17 protein-coding genes are annotated in these 19,234 nt (G+C 72.4%); 10 read left to right on the top strand and 7 right to left on the bottom strand.

Annotated features, from left to right (window positions below):
• The first annotated feature begins 115 nt into the window (after positions 1–115).
• Together radA and disA are read left to right on the top strand one after the other, a co-directional pair.
• Complete coding sequence (gene radA, locus ACZ53K_RS39720) at positions 116–1,561, top strand: DNA repair protein RadA (RefSeq protein WP_468847117.1); 1,446 nt, start codon at positions 116–118, stop codon at positions 1,559–1,561.
• Positions 1,562–1,779: 218 nt separating this feature from the next.
• Positions 1,780–2,934 carry a DNA integrity scanning diadenylate cyclase DisA gene (gene disA, locus ACZ53K_RS39715; RefSeq protein WP_468847114.1) on the top strand — a complete coding sequence of 385 codons (1,155 nt, stop codon included), beginning with the start codon at positions 1,780–1,782 and terminating at the stop codon, positions 2,932–2,934.
• Between the two features lie 71 nt (positions 2,935–3,005).
• Here the strand turns inward: disA and ACZ53K_RS39710 are convergent, their stop codons facing one another.
• Together ACZ53K_RS39710 and ACZ53K_RS39705 are read right to left on the bottom strand one after the other, a co-directional pair.
• Positions 3,006–3,977: an NAD-dependent epimerase/dehydratase family protein gene (locus ACZ53K_RS39710; protein WP_468847158.1), complete on the bottom strand. Its 972-nt coding sequence runs from the start codon at positions 3,975–3,977 to the stop codon at positions 3,006–3,008.
• A 122-nt stretch (positions 3,978–4,099) separates the two neighbouring features.
• On the bottom strand, positions 4,100–4,915 hold the full coding sequence (locus tag ACZ53K_RS39705) for a hypothetical protein (protein WP_468847111.1): 816 nt from the start codon (positions 4,913–4,915) through the stop codon (positions 4,100–4,102).
• Between the two features lie 239 nt (positions 4,916–5,154).
• Between ACZ53K_RS39705 and ACZ53K_RS39700 the strand changes: the two genes are divergently transcribed.
• Complete coding sequence (locus ACZ53K_RS39700; RefSeq protein WP_468847108.1) at positions 5,155–5,739, top strand: phosphatase PAP2 family protein; 585 nt, start codon at positions 5,155–5,157, stop codon at positions 5,737–5,739.
• 58 nt (positions 5,740–5,797) lie between these two features.
• Here the strand turns inward: ACZ53K_RS39700 and ACZ53K_RS39695 are convergent, their stop codons facing one another.
• On the bottom strand, positions 5,798–6,280 hold the full coding sequence (locus ACZ53K_RS39695) for a pyridoxamine 5'-phosphate oxidase (protein ID WP_468847106.1): 483 nt from the start codon (positions 6,278–6,280) through the stop codon (positions 5,798–5,800).
• 250 nt (positions 6,281–6,530) lie between these two features.
• On the opposite strand from ACZ53K_RS39695, the gene ACZ53K_RS39690 reads away from it, so the two are divergent.
• The 5 genes from ACZ53K_RS39690 (at position 6,531) to cseC (ending at position 11,330) form a co-directional block, all read left to right on the top strand.
• Complete coding sequence (locus tag ACZ53K_RS39690) at positions 6,531–7,478, top strand: HhH-GPD family protein (RefSeq protein WP_468847103.1); 948 nt, start codon at positions 6,531–6,533, stop codon at positions 7,476–7,478.
• Between the two features lie 332 nt (positions 7,479–7,810).
• Positions 7,811–8,362, top strand: a complete 552-nt coding sequence (locus ACZ53K_RS39685) for a SigE family RNA polymerase sigma factor (RefSeq protein WP_073760596.1) — start codon at positions 7,811–7,813, stop codon at positions 8,360–8,362.
• Between the two features lie 335 nt (positions 8,363–8,697).
• Entirely contained in the window at positions 8,698–9,300 is a 603-nt protein-coding gene (locus ACZ53K_RS39680; RefSeq protein ID WP_468847100.1) for a hypothetical protein, read from the top strand.
• Positions 9,301–9,309: 9 nt separating this feature from the next.
• Positions 9,310–10,020 (top strand): two-component system response regulator CseB, encoded by a 711-nt coding sequence (gene cseB, locus ACZ53K_RS39675; RefSeq protein ID WP_468847097.1) that lies wholly within the window; start codon positions 9,310–9,312, stop codon positions 10,018–10,020.
• Positions 10,021–10,028: 8 nt separating this feature from the next.
• Entirely contained in the window at positions 10,029–11,330 is a 1,302-nt protein-coding gene (gene cseC, locus ACZ53K_RS39670) for a two-component system sensor histidine kinase CseC (RefSeq protein ID WP_468847095.1), read from the top strand.
• A 115-nt stretch (positions 11,331–11,445) separates the two neighbouring features.
• Here cseC and ACZ53K_RS39665 read toward each other — a convergent pair whose 3' ends face one another.
• The 3 genes from ACZ53K_RS39665 to ACZ53K_RS39655 all read right to left on the bottom strand — a co-directional run bounded on the left by ACZ53K_RS39665 (position 11,446) and on the right by ACZ53K_RS39655 (position 14,191).
• The gene (locus tag ACZ53K_RS39665; RefSeq protein WP_468847092.1) at positions 11,446–11,901 is read right to left on the bottom strand and encodes a VOC family protein; all 456 of its coding nucleotides are present in this window, start codon (positions 11,899–11,901) and stop codon (positions 11,446–11,448) included.
• A 63-nt stretch (positions 11,902–11,964) separates the two neighbouring features.
• Complete coding sequence (locus ACZ53K_RS39660) at positions 11,965–12,456, bottom strand: helix-turn-helix transcriptional regulator (RefSeq protein WP_468847089.1); 492 nt, start codon at positions 12,454–12,456, stop codon at positions 11,965–11,967.
• 115 nt (positions 12,457–12,571) lie between these two features.
• Entirely contained in the window at positions 12,572–14,191 is a 1,620-nt protein-coding gene (locus tag ACZ53K_RS39655) for an MDR family MFS transporter (protein ID WP_468847086.1), read from the bottom strand.
• Between the two features lie 155 nt (positions 14,192–14,346).
• Between ACZ53K_RS39655 and ACZ53K_RS39650 the strand changes: the two genes are divergently transcribed.
• A complete protein-coding gene (locus ACZ53K_RS39650) occupies positions 14,347–14,937 on the top strand; it encodes a TetR/AcrR family transcriptional regulator (RefSeq protein ID WP_468847084.1) in 591 nt (196 codons plus the stop codon).
• Positions 14,938–14,946: 9 nt separating this feature from the next.
• Here ACZ53K_RS39650 and ACZ53K_RS39645 read toward each other — a convergent pair whose 3' ends face one another.
• Positions 14,947–15,636 (bottom strand): M23 family metallopeptidase, encoded by a 690-nt coding sequence (locus ACZ53K_RS39645; protein ID WP_468847081.1) that lies wholly within the window; start codon positions 15,634–15,636, stop codon positions 14,947–14,949.
• Positions 15,637–16,217: 581 nt separating this feature from the next.
• Here ACZ53K_RS39645 and ACZ53K_RS39640 point away from each other — a divergent pair.
• Positions 16,218–18,830 (top strand): NACHT domain-containing protein, encoded by a 2,613-nt coding sequence (locus ACZ53K_RS39640; protein WP_468847078.1) that lies wholly within the window; start codon positions 16,218–16,220, stop codon positions 18,828–18,830.
• The last annotated feature ends 404 nt before the right edge of the window (positions 18,831–19,234 follow it).

Genomic DNA, 19,234 nt, shown 5'->3' with positions numbered 1-19,234 from the left:
AGAACGTGGTTTCACGCACGTTACGGGCCTTCACACCCCACCCACAGGCCCCGCCCGGCCCACTGACACGCCCGCGCGCCCGGCGCTGTCACACCCCGCGGCTACGGTGAACACCATGGCGACTCGTAAATCCCCGGCCAAGGAGCGGCCCTCGTACCGCTGCACCGAATGCGGCTGGACCACCGCGAAGTGGCTCGGCCGCTGCCCGGAGTGCCAGGCCTGGGGGACGGTCGAGGAGTTCGGCGGCGCGCCCGCCGTCCGTACGACCGCGCCGGGCCGCGTCACGACGGCCGCCCTGCCCATCGGCCAGGTCGACGGCCGCCGGGCCACCGCCCGCTCGACCGGCGTCGACGAGCTGGACCGCGTACTGGGCGGCGGCCTGGTGCCCGGCGCCGTGGTGCTGCTCGCCGGTGAGCCCGGCGTCGGCAAGTCCACGCTGCTGCTGGACGTGGCCGCCAAGGCCGCGAGCGACGAGCACCGCACGCTGTATGTGACCGGCGAGGAGTCCGCGAGCCAGGTGCGGCTGCGCGCCGACCGTATCGGCGCCATCGACGACCACCTGTATCTCGCCGCCGAGACCGACCTGTCCGCCGTCCTGGGCCACCTGGACTCGGTCAAGCCGTCGCTGCTGATCGTGGACTCCGTCCAGACCGTCGCCTCGCCCGAGATCGACGGCGCGCCCGGCGGCATGGCCCAGGTCCGCGAGGTCGCCGGGGCCCTGATCCGGGCGTCCAAGGAGCGCGGTATGGCCACCCTGCTGGTCGGCCACGTCACCAAAGACGGCGCCATCGCGGGCCCCCGCCTCCTGGAACACCTGGTCGACGTCGTACTGAACTTCGAAGGCGACCGGCACGCCCGGCTGCGCCTGGTGCGCGGGGTGAAGAACCGCTACGGCACCACCGACGAGGTCGGCTGCTTCGAGCTGCACGACGAGGGGATCACCGGTCTGGCCGACCCGTCCGGCCTCTTTCTGACCCGCCGCGACGAGCCCGTGCCGGGCACCTGTCTGACGGTCACCCTGGAGGGCCGCCGCCCGCTGGTCGCCGAGGTGCAGGCGCTGACCGTCGACACGCAGATCCCCTCCCCCCGCCGCACCACCTCCGGCCTGGAGACCTCCCGCGTCTCGATGATGCTGGCCGTCCTGGAGCAGCGCGGGCGCATCGCGGCCCTCGGCAAGCGCGACATCTACACCGCCACGGTCGGTGGTGTGAAGCTGACCGAGCCGGCCGCCGACCTCGCCGTGGCGCTCGCGCTGGCCAGCGCCGCCAGCGACTCGCCGCTGCCGAAGAACCTGGTCGCGATCGGTGAGGTGGGGCTCGCGGGCGAGGTCAGGCGGGTGACGGGCGTCCAGCGCCGGCTGGCCGAGGCGGCCCGGCTCGGCTTCACCCACGCCCTGGTCCCGGCCGACCCCGGCAAGATCCCGGACGGGATGCGGGTACTGGAGGTCGCGGACGTCGGCGAGGCCCTGCGGGTCCTGCCCAAGCGGCCGCGCCGGGAGCCGCCGCGCGAGAGGTCCACGGCCGCGGCGGACCGCTCCGCCGGGCAGGCGCCCGCCTCGTGAGCCCTTGTGAGCAGGCGCCCGCCGACGGGGACGGACCCGCCTCGCCGGGGGCCGACGTGACTTGGCAGACAGCCCCTAGCCTGGGCGCCGGTAGACTTTGCCCCGGTCTCGCCTGTCAAGGAAGTCATGCCGTCGGCCCGCGCAGCCCGTGAGCTGCGTGACCAAGGCATCTGCCGGGCGGCCTGCGGCACCGACAGACCTTGCGACGGAGGAGTGCAGTGGCAGCCAACGACCGGGCATCGTCGTCTGGTGGCAGGTCCGGCTGGGGGCCGCCCACCCGCAGGTCGGGCGACAGCGGCGGCACGGACGGCCTGATGCGCGCCACGCTGAGCGCGGTGGCGCCCGGCACGGCGCTGCGGGACGGCCTGGAGCGCATTCTGCGCGGCAACACGGGCGGCCTGATCGTCCTCGGTTTCGACAAGACCGTCGAGACGATGTGCACCGGCGGTTTCGTGCTGGACGTGGAGTTCTCCGCGACCCGGCTGCGCGAGCTGTGCAAGCTGGACGGCGCGCTGGTCCTGGACAAGGACATCACCAAGATCCTGCGGGCCGGTGTGCAGCTGGTCCCGGACGCCTCCATCCCCACCGAGGAGACCGGCACCCGCCACCGCACCGCCCAGCGCGTCTCGATACAGGCAGGTTTCCCGGTCGTCTCGGTCAGCCAGTCCATGCGGCTGATCGCGCTGTACGTGGACGGTGAGCGCCGCGTCCTGGAGGAGTCGGCGGCGATCCTCTCCCGCGCCAATCAGGCCCTGGCCACGCTGGAGCGCTACAAGCTCCGGCTGGACGAGGTGGCCGGCACCCTGTCCGCACTGGAGATCGAGGACCTGGTCACGGTCCGCGACGTCACCGCGGTCGCCCAGCGGCTGGAGATGGTGCGCCGCATCGCGACCGAGATCGCCGAGTACGTGGTCGAGCTGGGCACGGACGGCCGGCTGCTCTCCCTCCAGCTGGACGAGCTGATCGCGGGCGTCGAGCCGGAGCGCGAGCTGGTCGTGCGCGACTATGTGCCCGAGCCGACGGCCAAGCGCTCCCGTACGGTGCCGGAGGCGCTGTCCGAGCTGGACGCGCTCAGCCACGCCGAACTGCTGGAACTGCCCATCGTGGCCCGCGCGCTGGGCTACAGCGGCTCGCCGGAGACGCTGGACTCGGCGGTCTCGCCGCGTGGCTTCCGGCTGCTGGCGAAGGTGCCGCGGCTGCCGGGCGCCGTCATCGACCGGCTGGTCGACCACTTCGGCGGGCTGCAGAAGCTGCTCGCGGCGAGCGTGGACGACCTCCAGGCGGTGGACGGGGTCGGCGAGGCCCGCGCCCGGTCCGTGCGCGAGGGCCTGTCCCGGCTGGCGGAGTCGTCGATCCTCGAACGGTACGTGTAGCGGTACGTGCGGGGCGCGAAGCGGCGTCCGCGTGCGGGCGCAGGGACGCCCGCACGCCGCCGGGTCTCAGCTCACCCCCGCAGGAACGCTTCCTCCTTCTCCGGTGCCAGTCCGACCGGCTGCCGGGCCCGCAGCGGAGGCGGTCCGTCCAGCTTCCGCAGCCACGCCCAGGTGTCCGCCACCGTCTCCGCGACCGGCCGGCAGCGCAGCCCAGCGGCATGCACCTTGGTCACGTCGCCCCTGTGGATGGCGTCGTACAGTTCGCCCGGCGGCAGCCAGATCGGCAGCTCCGTCCAGGGGGCCAGGCCCGCCGCGAGGATCTCTTCCGGTCCGGCCCAGCGCAGTTCGGCGTCCGAGCCGGTGACCTGCACACATGCCTCCAGCAGCTCGCCCATCGTGGCGTGCCCCGGCTCGCTGATGAGGTTGTACGGGCCGGACAGCCCGGTCTCCGCCGCGTGCAGGACCCATTCGGCCAGGTCACGGGCGTCGATGTACTGCAGGCCCAGGTCCCGCGGGCCCGGCGCGAGCACCGGCCCGCCGCGCGCGATGCGCGTCAGCCACCAGGGAAGCCGGCCGATGTTCTCCCACGGCCCGAGGATCAGCCCGGCGCGGGCCAGCACCGTACGGTCGTCGCCGAAGGCCGCCAGCGCGGCCAGCTCCCCGCCGCGCTTGTCCTGCGCGTACGCCACCGCGTCCGCGTCCGGGGAGCCGTCCACCAGCGGACTGGCCTCGGTGTGCCCGGGCCCGGCCGGTGGCGCGTACACCGAGCCGGTGGACACGTACACGTACCGTCCGGCCCGGTCGGCCAGCAGCCGGGCGGCGTCGCGCACCGCCGTCGGCGCCCAGGCCCAGGTGTCCACGACGACGTCCCAGGTGCCGTCGGCGAGCGCGGTGAGGGTGGCCGCGTCGGTGCGGTCGCCGTGCACGGCGGTCGTTCCCGGCGGCGGCTCGTGCCGTCCGCGGTGGAAGACCGTGACCTGCCAGCCGCGGGCCAGCGCCGCGTCGGTGACCGCGCGCCCCACGAACTCCGTTCCGCCCAGCATCAGTAGCTTCATGGAGCCGACTGTGCCCGATCATGGGCGGCCGCGGAACGGCTGCACGCTCACAGCGCAATAGGCGCGCCCCGGCCCGGACCGCGTTGCCGGGCGCGCCCCCTGGCGGCGGGTCAGCCCTTGGCCAGCTCGAAGGACGCGCGTACCGCGTCCAGCCCGCCCACCTTGGCCTCGACCCGGTACGTGCCGGGCCCGACGGCCTCGGCGGCCGGTGTCGCGCACTCCGAGGTGCTGGGCTTGCGGTCCCATTCCACGGTCCGCTTGACCGAACCGCCCGCCGGGACCTGTACGGGCGCGGTGCCCCCGCCGCCCGCCGGGCAGTCGCCGGAGGACCAGACCCGCTCGTCGTCGGAGGGCCCGGTGATGGTGAGGGCCGCGTACCCGCGTCCCAGGTCCACCTTGCAGGCGCTGTCGGCCGAGTTCTCGATGGTGACCTCGAACGCGGGCCTCTCGCCGGGCTCGTAGGTGTCCTTCAGGCTGCGCAGCTTCAATTGGGTGCTGGCGGGCGCGCAGTTCGCGAGCGCCGAACCGGCCGGTACAGCGCCGCTGCCCTCTCCTATGGGGCCGCCGCCACCGGGGCCCGAGCCGCCGCTGCCGCCCGCGCCGCCACCGGAGCCGCCCGAGCCGCCGCTGTCACCCGAGCCGCCGGAGCCGCTGCCGGAACCGCCGCTGCCGCTCGACTCGTCGCGGCCGCCCGGCTTTTGGCTGATCCCGGAATCCGTCGCGTTCGGGCCCGGCGTGATGGACGTCGCGGGCCCCGGACTGCCCTGTCCCTTGCCCTCGTCGCCGGTCTTCCCGTCGTTGCCGGTCCAGTTGACGGCCCACACCGCCAACAGGACGAGCACGGCGAGGACGGCCAGCGCAACGGCCCTCCGCCGCCAGTAGATGGAGGAGGGAAGCGGCCCGATCGGATTGCGCAGAGATCCCACGCGGAAACTCTACGAGAGATCAGCTGTCACACCGGCCAGTACCCGCCGCACGAAGCTGCAACTTTTCACATCATCTTCCCGGGGCGGGCCGGTGGCGGTGCCGGGTGCCACGGCCGGTGATGATCCACAGCGGCCCGCCGTCCGAGCCGCGCGCCCGGCCGCCACCCGCTTTCGTCAGGGGTTTCCCCTGCCGACGGTCAGGTGCGGCTTTCCCGTAACAGTCCGTACCGTATGCGTTCATGTACAGCACCGATCTCTATCGCGACGTCACCGACTTCGCGCACGACACACCCGGCTGGATCCACTCGCTGGCCGCCGGCGGCACGGAGGGCGGCATCCTGCTGCTCATGGCCCTGGCCGTACTGGGCTGGTGGCGGTCCCGCAAGGGAGAGGAGCGGCTGGTCGCGCTCGCGATCCTGGTGCCGATCGGCACGGCGGTCGCCTACCTGGTGAGTGAGGTCGTCAAGAGCTTCGTGGACGAGGAGCGGCCCTGCCGGGCCGTGGTGGGCGCCGCCGGTTCCATAGTCCAGTGCCCGCCGCAGGGCGACTGGTCCTTCCCGAGCAACCACTCCACGATCGCGGCAGCGCTGGCCGTCGGCATCGTGTTCGCCTGGCGTGCGGCAGCCTGGCTGGTGATCCCGGTCGCACTGCTGACCGGCTTCTCGCGCGTGTTCGTCGGTGTGCACTACCCGCACGACGTGGTGGCCGGCCTGGCGCTGGGCACCCTGACCGCCACGCTCTGCGTGACGCTGTTCGCCCGGCCGCTGACCTCCCTGGTCGTACGCCTGGGAGCGGGCCGCTGGAAGATCCTGGTGCGGGCCTGACCTGTCCCGGGGAGGGGCGCCCCCCTGGGGTGCCCCCGGCGGGCGCCGCGCCGTGGTGTCACGGCGCGTGCCACTCCTCCTTGTGCCCGAAGCCGCGGCCGTTGTCGACCAACCGCAGCCAGTCCGGGCGTACTTCCCAAAGTGCGGTGCGTTCCAGTGCCGCGGCGAGCCTGCCGTCGGCCGCGACGAACGGGAAGCGCTCCAGATACGTACGCCACCCGGCCGCGCGGTCCGCGCCCGCCAGCCGGTGGCAGCGGCCCCGGCCCTGCACCCCGGTCAGCGCGGTCCACTCCTGGCCGTCGCGCTGGGCCGTGAAGGCGACGCGGGCGCCGGAACCGGCGTCGGCGGCCCGTGCGAAGGCCCGGCCGTGCCGGGTCGACTCCGCGGTGACCAGGACGAGCGCGGGCGCCGGCCCGTCCGCGGTGGCGTAGAGCACGGCGCAGGCCTGCGGTCCCTCGTCGTCGGCGTACGCGAGGGTCAGCGTCGTGTGCGCGGCCAGGGCCCGGCGAATCGTGTCCGGGCAGTCGCTCGCGGTGGTCATCGCGTCCCTCCGGACGGTCCCGTCGTTGTCCACATCATGGGGACATCCTCGTCCCTGCCGTCCCACGCGCCGCTCGGCGGCCCGGCCGTTACGGCCGTTCCGGCTGATCGATACGGCTGTTCCGGCCGGTCGGTACGCCCGTTTCGGCCACCCATCCCGGCCGGGCGTTCCCGCGAGCGGGTGGGCGCGTGGTGGCGCGCGCCCGGTGCGTTTCACGGCGGAGCGCCGCCGTGCCAGGATCGGCAGTGCCATGACTTCCACTCCTGCCGCCACCGGCGCCGCCGCTGTCACCGCCGCCAACGAAGCCGCCGAAGGGGCCCGGCTGCACGGCCCCGTCACCGACTGGTTCGACGAGCACGCCCGCGATCTGCCCTGGCGCCGCCCCGAGGCGGGCGCCTGGGGCGTGATGGTGAGCGAGTTCATGCTGCAGCAGACGCCGGTCAGCAGAGTGCTGCCGGTGTACGAGCAGTGGCTGGCGCGCTGGCCGCGCCCCGCCGACCTGGCCGCCGAGCCGCCCGGCGAAGCGGTGCGCGCCTGGGGCCGCCTCGGCTATCCGCGGCGCGCGCTGCGCCTGCACGCGGCCGCCTCCGCGATACAGGAACGTCACGGCGGCGACGTACCGCGCGAGCACGCCCAGCTCCTCGCGCTGCCGGGGGTCGGCGAGTACACGGCCGCGGCCGTGGCCTCGTTCGCCTACGGGCAGCGGCACGCCGTACTGGACACCAACGTCCGCCGGGTGTTCGCGCGCGCCGTCGCCGGGCGGCAGTACCCGCCGAACGCCACCACCGCCGCCGAACGCAAGCTGGCCCGCGCGCTGCTGCCGCAGGACGAGGAGACCGCCGCCAAGTGGGCCGCCGCCACGATGGAGCTGGGCGCGCTGGTGTGCACCGCGCGCGGCCCGGAGTGTGTGCGCTGCCCGATCTCCGCACAGTGCGCCTGGCGGCTGGCAGGTTCGCCCGCGCACGACGGCCCGCCGCGCCGCGGCCAGACGTACGCCGGTACGGACCGCCAGGTGCGCGGCAAGCTCCTCGCCGTACTGCGCGAAGCCGTCGGGTCCGTACCGCAGGCCGTACTGGACACGGTGTGGGACGAGCCGGTGCAGCGCGCGCGGGCGCTCGACGGTCTGGTGGCGGACGGCCTGGTGGAGCCGCTGCCGGGCGGCATGTACCGCCTGCCGCTCGGCCGGAGCACGTCCTGACTTCAGGGGCGTGACGACCGCTCTGTGACAGCGGTGTGATGGCGCGGACAGCGGCGTGGTGGCGCGCGCCGCGTCACCACACTTCCGGGGCGGTGGTCATAGCTCTTCCGGCCGCCCCCGCAGTCCCCCAGGAGGATGACCCGTTCCGGGCCCCCGTCAGCCGGAGGTATGACCCCCGGGGGGCTGTTACACAACCGACGGTTTTCCGTGCACTGCCTGTGGGGCCCTCGCACATTACGCCGCAACACCCCCTCCGTAGCGTCTTCCTCGTGCTGGAGATGACCACCAGCGCGGTCAACGTGGGGAATCGCAAGCGGATCGGAGGCGTCGGGATGGCGACCAGCGGCGGCAAGGTACTGGACTTCGAAGAGTACGTGCGGACGCGGCAGGATGCACTGCTGCGCAGCGCCCGGCGCCTGGTGCCCGACCCGGTCGACGCCCAAGACCTGCTCCAGACGGCCCTGGTCCGCACGTACGGGCGCTGGGACGGCATCGCCGACAAGTCCCTCGCCGACGCCTACCTCCGCCGCGTCATGATCAACACGCGGACCGAGTGGTGGCGCGCCCGCAAGCTGGAGGAGGTGCCCACCGAGCAGCTCCCGGACGCCAGCGTCGACGACGGCACCGAGCAGCGCGCCGACCGGGCCCTGCTGATGGACATCCTCGGCGTGCTCGCGCCCAAGCAGCGCAGCGTCGTCGTGCTGCGACACTGGGAGCAGATGAGCACGGAGGAGACCGCGGCGGCGCTGGGCATGTCCACCGGTACGGTCAAGAGCACGCTGCACCGGGCCCTGGCCCGGCTGCGCCAGGAGCTGGAGAATCGCGACATCGACGCGCGGATGCTGGAGCGCGGCGAGCAGGAGCGGGAGCGGTGCGCGGCCTGACCGGCTGCGGTACCGGTGGCTTAGCCAGAGGGACTGTGAGCGGGAGCGGTTTGACCAGGAACAGGCCGGCCGGAGGCAGGTCGGCCCAGAGCACGCCGGCCGGACCCCCGCCGGCCGGCGCCGCGCTGCCCGGGGCGGGACCGACCCGATTCGTACGGAGGAGAATCGGGCAGGTCAGCGGCTGGCACGCCGGACTCGGGCGGACCACCTCCCGCCGGACCCGACCGGGCAGGCCGGGACCGGAACACCCGGCCCCGGAGCGGCGGCGGAAACCCGCGGCCCGGCCCCGGCGGGCCGGTGCCCTCAAGACGAGCGGCGGAGCGGCCATCGCCGGGATGGCCGCCCTCTCGTTGTTGCTGGCCGGCTGCAACCCCGGCGGCGAGGGCGTACGCACCGAGGGCACGGCCAGCAGCACCCCGGCGCCCACGGACCGGTCGGCCCACGCGCCGTCCCCGGCCCCCTCGGCGTCGGCCGAGTACCAGAAGGTCGACGCGGTGGCGCTGATGAAGGCCGACCCGAAGGTCGGCGACGACGTCAAGAAGTCCCTCGGCAAGCCGTGCGCCGCCGAGGAGTACCCGGTCGAGGTCACCTACGCCTCGCTCACCCACGGCAAGGTCCCCGACGTCGTGGTGAACGTGATGACCTGCGCGGACTCGGTCGGCATCGGCTCGTACGTCTACCGTAAGAAGGGCGGGACGTACGAGAATGTCTTCGCGGACGAGCAGCCGTCGACGTACGCGGGCGTCAACAAGGGCGAACTGGAGGTCTCCAAGCAGACCTACGACACCGGCGACAAGGTGTGCTGCGCTTCCGGCGAGGATGTGATGACCTACCGCTGGACGGGTAGCCGCTTCGTCGAGTACGCCCGGTACCACACCGACTACAGCAAGTCCGGGAGCACGGAATCCGCGTCCCCGGAACCGGCACCGGAGGATTGAGAACACCGCATGGCCGATACCCATGTGCTCTTCGTCGAGGACGACGACGTCATCCGCGAGGCGACCCAGCTCGCCCTGGAGCGGGACGGCTTCGTGGTCACGGCCATGCCCGACGGGCTGGCGGGCCTGGAGGCGTTCCGGGCCAACCGGCCCGACATCGCCCTGCTGGACGTGATGGTGCCCGGCCTGGACGGCGTCAGCCTGTGCCGGCGCATCCGCGACGAGTCGACCGTGCCGGTGATCATGCTGTCCGCGCGGGCCGACTCCATCGACGTGGTGCTGGGCCTGGAGGCCGGCGCCGACGACTATGTGACCAAGCCGTTCGACGGCGCCGTGCTGGTCGCCCGGATCCGCGCGGTGCTGCGCCGCTTCGGACACGCCTCGGGGCCGGACGGCTCGGGCGCCGCGGCCCCGGACGCCCCCGGGCCCGCCGAGGCCGTACTGCGCTTCGGCGACCTGGAGGTCGACACGGAGGGCATGGAGGTGCGCAAAGGCGGTCAGCCGGTCGCCCTGACGCCCACCGAGATGCGGCTGCTGCTGGAGTTCTCGAACTCGCCCGGTACGGTCCTCTCCCGCGACCGGCTCCTGGAGCGGGTCTGGGACTACGGCTGGGGCGGTGACACCCGCGTCGTGGACGTCCACGTCCAGCGGCTGCGCGGCAAGATCGGCCAGGACCGCATCGAGACGGTCCGCGGCTTCGGTTACAAGCTGAGAGGCTGACTCCTGCGGTGGTCAGGCTCGCCCTGCGAACGGGGCTGAGGTGGAAGCTCAGCGCCGCGATCGCGCTCGTCGGAGCGCTGGTCGCGATCGCGCTGAGCCTCGTCGTGCACAACGCGGCGCGCGGTTCGATGCTGGACAACAGCCGTGACGTGCAGACCGAACGCCTCAACTTCACGCAGAAGATCTACGAATCCACGCACCAGCTGCGCTTCGGCGCCAAGCTGGACGACCCGGCGCTGCCCAAAGCCCTGCGGGACGAGGTCACCAAGGGCAAGCGGGCGACATACCTGGAGGACACCGGCCAGACCACACCCAAGGTGTGGGCCGCGGCGCCGGTCGCGGACGGCCGGGTGCTGTCCATCCAGGGCTACTTCCCCGACCGGTTCGCCGTCCTCGACGACCTCGACCAGGCACTGCTGATCGGCTCGACGGCGGTCGTGGTCGGCGGCTGCGCGCTCGGCGTGCTGATCGGCGGACGGCTGTCCCAGCGGCTGCGCAAGGCCGCCGCGGCGGCCGGCAAACTCGCCGACGGCGACACCTCCGTCCGCATCCGCGACGAGGTCGGCGGCCGCATACGCGACGAGACGGACGACCTGGCCTGGGCGGTGGACGCGATGTCCGACGCACTCCAGAAACGCATCGAGGCGGAACGCCGGGTGACCGCCGACATCGCCCACGAACTGCGCACCCCGGTCACCGGGCTGCTCACCGCCGCCGAGCTGCTGCCGCCGGGCCGCCCCTCGGAGCTGGTACGGGACCGGGCCCAGGCGATGCGCACCCTCGTCGAGGACGTACTGGAAGTGGCCCGGCTGGACGGCTACGCGGAGCGGGCCGAACTGCAGGACGTGGCGCTCGGCGAGTTCGTCACCCGCCGGGTGCGGGCCCTGAACTCCGACATCAAGATCGAAATCCTGCGGGACGCCGAGGTCTCCACCGACCCGCGGCGCCTGGAACGCATCCTGGGCAACCTCATCGCCAACGCGGCCCGGCACGGCAAGCCCCCGATCGAGGTCACCGTCGAGGGCCGCGTCGTACGCGTACGCGACCACGGCACCGGCTTCCCCGAAGCCCTGCTGCGCGAGGGCCCGAGCCGCTTCCGCACCGGCAGCAGCGACCGCGCCGGCCGCGGCCACGGCCTCGGCCTGACCATCGCAGCGGGCCAGGCCCGGGTACTGGGCGCCCGCCTCACCTTCCGCAACGCGGACGAACTGACGGACGGCTCGACCGGCGCGGTATCCGTACTCTGGCTACCGGAGAACGCCCCGACCAACACGGGCAGCTTCCCGGTGATTCAGCTGCCGGATCGGTGAGGGGTGGTCGGGTCGGGGGACGGCTGAGAGGCCGGGGCCGGCCGCTGTCCGTCCTCCAGCCCCGCCGCCCCTCCGGCTCCCCCCTCCCTCCGGCTCCGCCCTCCCCAGCCCCCGCCTACTCCACGCACTCCCCCCACTCCTTGCCCAGGTCCAGCTGCTCGCTGCGCTGGGTCAGTGAGAACCAGTTGCCGGAGTCGTCGCGGAATATCGCCTCGGTGCCGTACGGGCGTTCCTGCGGTTCCTGGAGGAATTCCACGCCCTTGGCCTTCAGCGCCGCGTAATCGGCCTTGACGTCGTCCGTGGCCAGCACCCCGGCGCCCATCAGTCCCTTGCCGACCAGCTGCCGCAGCATCTCGCCGGCCTCGGGGTCCATGCCGGGCGGGCCGGGGACCATCAGGGTCAGTTCCATGTCGGGCTGGTCCTTGGCGCCGACGGTCAGCCAGCGCATCCCGTCCTCGCCGCCCATCCGCATGTCCGTACGGACTTCCAGTCCGAGCTTGTCCGTGTAGAAGTCCTTCGCCCGGTCCTGGTCGAGGACCCAGACGGTGGTGATGGCGAGTCCCTTGATCATGATGTGCCTCCGTTGCCCACCGCGCTGTCCGCGCGGTCTTCTTCACCGTAGGCAGCGCGCCCGCTACCCGCCTTCTCGAGAATTGCGGTCCTCGAAGGTCTTGAACCCGCCGGACCACAACAGTGCGTAGCAGCCCGGTATCAGCCCGGCGCCCTGTCCCACATGCCGTCGGCGGTACGCGCTCGGTGTCAGGCCGGTCTGTTCCTTGAACCGTGCGGAGAACGTGCCGAGGCTGCCGAAGCCGACCAGCCAGCAGATCTCCGTGACCGACAGGTCGGCCGTGCGCAGCAGTTCCTCGGCCCGTTCGATGCGGCGGCGGCTCAGGTACTGGCCGGGGGTCAGGCCGTAGACCTGCTTGAAGGCGCGGATGAAGTGGAAGCGTGAATATCCGGCGTGCGCCGCCACCGTGTCCAGGTCGAGCGGCGTGGCCCAGTCGCGGTCCATCGCGTCCTTGGCCAGCCGCAGCTGCCGCAGCCGCGCGAGCGGCACCGGGGCCGTGGCGCCGCCGCTCGCGCGCCCACCGTCCCGCTCGTCCCGCTCCCCGTCACCGTTCACGTTCCGATGCTGGCACGCACCACTGACAACGGCCCGGCGGCGAGCGGCCGGCGGACACGCCAGCGGCCCCCGGCGTGTTCGCCGGGGGCCGCTGGCCAGGGAATTCAGTGCCGGATCAGACGGCCTCCGCCATGGGAGCCTTGTTCGCCGCGGAGTCGCCGCCGTCCGCCTGCTCTTCGGCGGGCTTGACGGGGCCGCCGCGCAGCGGCACCTCCTTGAGGAACCAGGCCGCGGCGAAGCCGATGATGCTGATCAGCGCGCCCCACACGAAGACCTGGTGGGTGCCGCCGGAGACCGCGTGCATGTAAGCGTCCTTGACCGCGGCGGGCAGCTTCTCCAGGGCCTTCGGGTCCATCTGGCCGCCGCCGGCGGTCGCGCTCGCACCTGCGGCGCCGAGCCGCTCGGTCATCACGTCCGTCACCCGGTTGTTGAAGATCGCGCCGAAGATCGCGACGCCGAAGGAGCCGCCGATCGTACGGAACAGGGTGGCGGACGAGGAGCCGACGCCCATGTCCTTCATCTCGACGCTGTTCTGTGCGATCAGCATCGTGGTCTGCATCAGGAAGCCCATGCCGGCGCCGAGCACCGCCATGTACAGGCCCGAGGTGAAGCGGGTGGTTTCCGTGTCCATCAGGGACAGCAGCGCGAGCCCGGCGGTGATCAGCGCGCCGCCGCCCACCACGAAGATCTTGTACTTGCCGGTCGAGGTGGTGACCCGGCCCGCGACCAGCGAGACGGCCATCATCGCGAGCAGCATCGGCAGGAGCAGCAGGCCGGAGTTGGTGGCCGAGGCGCCCTGCACGGTCTGCTGGAACAGCGGCAGGAAGGTCATCGACCCGAACATCACGAAGCCGACCAGGAAGCCGATGACCGTGACCAGGCTGAAGTTGTTGTTGCGGAAGATGTGCAGCGGCAGCACCGGCTCGCGGACCTTGGTCTCGGTGAGGACGAAGGCGAGCAGGGCCACCACGCCGACCGCGCCGAGTCCGATGATCTGGGCCGACGCCCAGTCGTACTCGGTACCGCCCCAGGTGGTAATCAGGACCAGCGAGGTGATGCCGATGGTGAGCAGGATGGCGCCGACGTAGTCGATGCGGGCCTGCGACCGCTTCTTGGGCAGGTGGAGCACCGCGGTCACCATGACCAGGGCGATCGCGCCCAGCGGCAGGTTGATGTAGAAGCTCCAGCGCCAGCCGAGGTGGTCGGTGATGGTGCCGCCGACCAGCGGGCCGCCGATCATCGCGACGGCCATGACGCCGGCCATCATGCCCTGGTACTTGCCGCGCTCGCGCGGCGGGATCAGGTCGCCGATGATCGCCATGACGCCGACCATCAGACCGCCGGCGCCCAGGCCCTGTACGGCGCGGAAGCCGATGAGCTGGCCCATGTCCTGGGCCATGCCGGACAGCGCGGAGCCGATCAGGAAGATCACGATGGACGTCAGGAAGACGCCCTTACGGCCGTAGAGGTCGCCCAGTTTGCCCCAGATCGGGGTGGAGGCGGCGGTCGCGAGCGTGTACGCGGTCACCACCCAGGACAGGTGGCTCAGCCCGCCCAGTTCGCCCACGATCGTCGGCATCGCCGTACCCACGATCATGTTGTCCAGCATCGCGAGCAACATCGCGATCATCAGCGCGAACAGCACCACGCGGACGCTGGCCGGCTGCTTCCCCCCGGTGTCCGCCGGTTTCGGTATGCCCCCCGCTGGGGTCGCTTTCTTCTGCGACATCCCCATCTTCACTTCTCCCACTTACTTGCCGCCCGGCTAGTTGAGTACAGTGAAGAAGGTAAACGCCGAACTAGCCGGGCGTCAAGTAAGTTAGGGAGTGGCTCCCTGGCACCGGCCTGGACACGGCCCCGCCCGGACGATCGACGCAGGAGAACAGCAGCATGGGCACACCGCACGCGCGCAGGGGCAACACCCGCCAGCGCATCCAGGACATCGCCCTGGAGCTGTTCGCCGAGCAGGGGTACGAGAAGACCTCGCTGCGCGAGATCGCCGAGCGGCTCGACGTCACGAAGGCGGCGCTCTACTACCACTTCAAGACCAAGGAAGACATCGTCATCGGCCTCTTCCAGGACCTGGCCCGGCCGATCGACGACCTGATCGAGTGGGCCGGCGCGCAGCCGCGCACCCTGGAGACCAAGCAGGAGATCCTGCGCCGCTACAGCGAGGCGCTGCGCTCCGCCGAACCGCTGTTCCGCTTCATGCAGGAGAACCAGGCGGCCGTACGGGACCTGAGCATCGGGGAGACCTTCAAGCAGCGGATGATGCGGCTCACCGGACTGCTCAGGGAGCCGGAGGCGGAGCTGACGGACCAGGTGCGCTGCATCACCGCGATCTTCTCGATGCACGCGGGCCTGTTCGCCATGCAGACCCTCGAAGGCGACCCCGAGGACAAGCGCAAGGCCATCCTGGAGGTCGCCACCGAGCTGGTCACCGCGGCCCAGCCGGAGAGCCACGGCGCGCACGCCGTCTGACGGCGGGGATCACACGCCGTCGCCGCGCGCCTTCAGGAAGGCGGTCGGCTCGACGCCGGAGCCGTAGTCCGGGCCGGTGCGGACCTCGAAGTGCAGGTGCGGGCCGGTCGAGTTGCCGGTGCTGCCGGACTTGGCGATCTCCTGGCCGGTCTCCACGGTCTGGCCCGGCTTGACCTCGGCGCTGGTCAGGTGCGCGTACTGGGTGTACGTACCGCTGTCGTGCTTGATCACGACGGCGTTGCCGTACGCGGGACCGTCGCCGCCGCCGTTCGGGCCGGCCTTGACCACGGTGCCCCCGTGCACGGCGTGCACGGCGGTGCCGCTGGGCACCACGAAGTCCTGACCACTGTGGTTGTGCGACCAGTGCTTGCCCGCCAGCCCGAAGGTCATGCCCAGCTTGTAATCGTCCACCGGCTTCACCCAGGAGCGGGCCTTCTCCTCGGCGGCCTTCTTGGCCTGCTCGGCCTCCTGCTTCTCGGCTTCGGCGGCCTTCTTCTGCGCGTCGGCCTGCGCGGCCACCGAGGAGCGGAGGTCGGACGCCAGCCCGTCCAGCGCGATCGACTGCGCGTCGCTGCCTGCTGCCACGGCCACCCCGGCGCCCATGGCCGCGGAGATGCCCAGGCCCGCCGCGAGCACGGAGGCGCGGGTACGGAGAACGGACTTCTTCGTCGGGCGGTGCAGGGGGTGGTGCTTCGACATGCGGGAACTACCTCCGGGAAAGGGAAAGGGCCGCGTCCCGGCCGTCGACCGGGATCGCCCCACCTTGGTAACCCGAATCCGACATGCTGCCAATACCCCTTTCTACTACCCCATCTCGTAGCAAAAGCCGGGGAAATAAACCGCCGCGACTACCCTCGCCCCCTGGTCTCAAACCCGGCGGCTGTCGCCGGCCCCCGACTGTCTGACGCCCTTGCCACCCTGCCTCTGACCTGCGGTTTCACCGAGCCGTTCGGTGTTGTCGAACAGCCCGGGAACCCCCCGGCCACACCGCGGCGGCCACCACGCCCGCACCCGCCCGCCGCACCTCGTAAAGCGCCCGCTATTCCACGTAGTAGACGCCGGAGGGCCTGTGCGGCATGTCACCGGGCCCCCGGTTCTCCCCGCTGCCCGGCGGGGCTTTCGCCTGCCCCCGCCGGGACCAAAGGCCCGTACGGGAAACGCGCCGTCCCCCCGCTCGGCAGCACCGGCCGCACGGGCCCCCGGCGGCGGCGTCTCCCCTACCCTTGAAGCCCACGGCGCCCGGCCCGGCCGGCGTCGACCAGGTGATGGGGGATCACCGCATGGACCCGATGATCATCATGGCCCGGCTCCTTCCGAAAGTCGTCGCCCCGCTCATCAAGAAGCTCCTCGTCCGCCCCGGCCCCGGCGCCGCCCTGGTGGACCGGCCCTTACGGATCCGCGGCCTGGTCTCCTTCCGGGGCGAGCAGCGCACCCTCGAACAGCGCGACGTGCGGCGGATAGCCGCCAAGCTGGTCGACCGGGCCGTGACCCCGCTGCCCGGCGCCACCGGCGAGGAGCTGGCCCGGCCCGTCGCCCCCGACGAGGACCGGGCCGTGACGGACGCCCTGACCCGTACGCTCTGGGCGCTCGGCGACATCGACCTGGAAATCGTGCAGGGCGCCCGGCTGGAGCCCGCCGAACTCGCCCGGCGGCTGCACCGCGCCGCCCCGGACGCCACCCGCGAACTGACCGGCGACGGCACCGCACTGCACCGCATCCTGCTGGACACCGCGTCGCTGCACATCCTGGAGTTCTTCACCCGGCTGTCCGGCTTCACCGCCCGCACCCTCGTCGAGAACCGGCGCACCCTCGGCAGGATCGACGACACCCTCGGCGCCCTGGCCGCCCGGCTGCCGTCCCGCTCCGCCGAGGACGCCGCCTTCGAGACGCGGTACGCCCACGACACCGCCGTACTCCACAACCACCTGACCATCTTCGGCATCGACCTCGCCCACTCCCCGGACAGCTGGCCGCTGGACGCCGCCTACCTGGGGCCGCGCTGCGAGGCCGAGCCGACGGCCGCGGACCACGGCGGCGCCCCGCAGCCCGCCGTCCCCGCCGAGCACGCCCTGGCCGGCCGGAGCCGGATTCTCGTACGCGGCGTGGCCGGCTCCGGCAAGACCACCCTGCTCCAGTGGCTGGCCGTCGCCACCGCCCGCGGCGAGCTGCCCGCCGCGCTGCGCCGCGCCCTGTTCGGCCGGGTCCCCTTCCTCCTGCCGGTGCGCCGCTTCGCCCGGCACGGCCTGCCCTCCCCCGGCAATTTCCTCGCGGCGGTCGGCTATCCGGGCGCCGAGGCCCAGCCCGCGGGCTGGGCCGACCGCGTCCTGCGGGCCGGCCGGGCACTGCTGCTGATCGACGGTGTGGACGAGGCCCCCGAGGACGAGCGCGAGAAGCTGCGCCGCCGACTCCGCGACTGGACCGCCCTGTATCCGGGCAACATCTGGATCGTCACCTCCCGCCCCTCCGCCGTACGCGCCGACTGGCTGACGGCCGACGGCTTCGCCGAGCTGTCGCTGGCCCCGTTGAGCCGTGAGGACATCGCCGCGTTCATCCAGCGCTGGCACCGCGCCGCGGCCCAGCAGGAGCCGGAGGACCTGGACCGCCTCGGCCATTACGAACGGACCCTGCTCAACGCCGTACGCATCACCCGCGACCTGGGGCGGCTCGCCACCAACCCGCTGATGTGCGGGATGCTCTGCGCGCTGCACCGCGACCGCCGCGGCTATCTGCCCAACGGCCGCAAGGAGCTGTACGAGGCCGCCCTGTCGATGCTGCTGGAGCGGCGGGACCGGGAGCGGGCCATGGGCGCCACGGACGGTATCGACCTGCCCCGCCAACCCAAGATCCAGCTGCTGCAGAAGCTGGCGCACTGGATGCTGGTCAACGGGCGTTCGGAGATGGACCGCGGCGTCGCCGTCGACACCCTCGCGCAGCATCTGCCGGCCATCCCGGACGCCGCGCGCCAGGGCGGTCCCGAGGAGATCTACCGCCACCTGCTCAACCGCACCGGCCTGCTGCGCGAACCGGCCCCGGGCACGGTCGACTTCGTGCACCGCACCTTCCAGGACTTCCTGGCCGCCCGCGCCACCGTCCAGCGCCACGACTTCGGGCTGCTGCTGAACCACGCCCATCTCTCCGAGTGGGAGGACGTCATCAGGATGGCCGTCGCGCTGGCCCGCCCCGACGAGTGCGCGGCGCTGCTGAACGGTCTGCTGACCCCGCGTCCGGGCATCCGGGCCGCGGAGGCCCGGCACCGCAAGCTGCTCGCGGCGGCCTGCGTGGAGCACGCCACCGAACTCGACCCGGAGGTACGCCACCGGGTGCGTCGCTTCACCCGCGACATGGTCCGGCCCAGCACCGTGGCCGGAGCCCGGGCACTGGGCTGGATCGGCCCGATCGTCCTGGAGATGCTGCCGGAGCCGGCCGAGGTGTCGGACGGCGAGGCGTATCTGCTCGCGGTCACGGCCACGTCCATCACCGACGACATGGCGATCGACTACCTGACCGGGCTGCGCCGGCGGAAGTACCACGACGTACGGGTGCAGCTGGCCGGTGCCTGGCGGCGGTACGACACCACGCGGTACGCCCGGGAGATCATCGCTCACCTGGACCCGGACGGACTGTTCTTCCCCGTGGCGGACGTGGCGGAGCTGCACGCCCTGCAAGAGCTCGACGGCCGGCCGTACCTCCAGATAGCGGGGAAGTTCACCGCCGAGGAGCTGATCGGCGGCATCGTCCCGGCGGACGGTCTGAGCCGGCTCTGGCTGGCGTACGACCTGGGCATCTCGATGGAGTGGCTGGCCGCGTTCCCCCGCCTGGAAGAGCTGTTGATCAGCCCCCGGCTGCCGCGCGTCACGGGCGTACCGGACGGGATCCGGGTCATTGAGCTGTGATATCGCGGCCCTATAGGGCCGCGTGCCTGTCTTACCGGGCCCGGTCCGCCGTGCCGCCTTGGAGTTCCCGGGCCGCCGGAATAGCCCGGTCCGTATTCGCCCCATAGCACCGCCGGAGCAAATCCGGAATGGATTTTCCTCTTTACGTCCGGGGCAATAGCCGCGGCCGCTGCCGTACCGGAGCGCGGGCCCGCGTCCGGCGGTTACGAATAACCGTCCACGGCCGCTGCGGAAATCCTCTTCCGCTCTCGGCCTCGGCCCCGTCCAGCAGGCCGGGTTCCGGACACACGACAACGCCGCGGGGGGGGGGGGGGGGGAGGGGGGGGGGGGGGGGGGGGGGGGGGGGGTGGGGGGGGGGGGGGGGGAGCGTCCAGGCAGACATCATCGTCTTCTCCGTAGGCGTA

It is taken from the genome of Streptomyces sp. NPDC033221, assembly GCF_055577005.1.
Note: the sequence above shows the minus strand (reverse complement) of the source record. Positions and strands in the feature narration are given on the sequence as shown.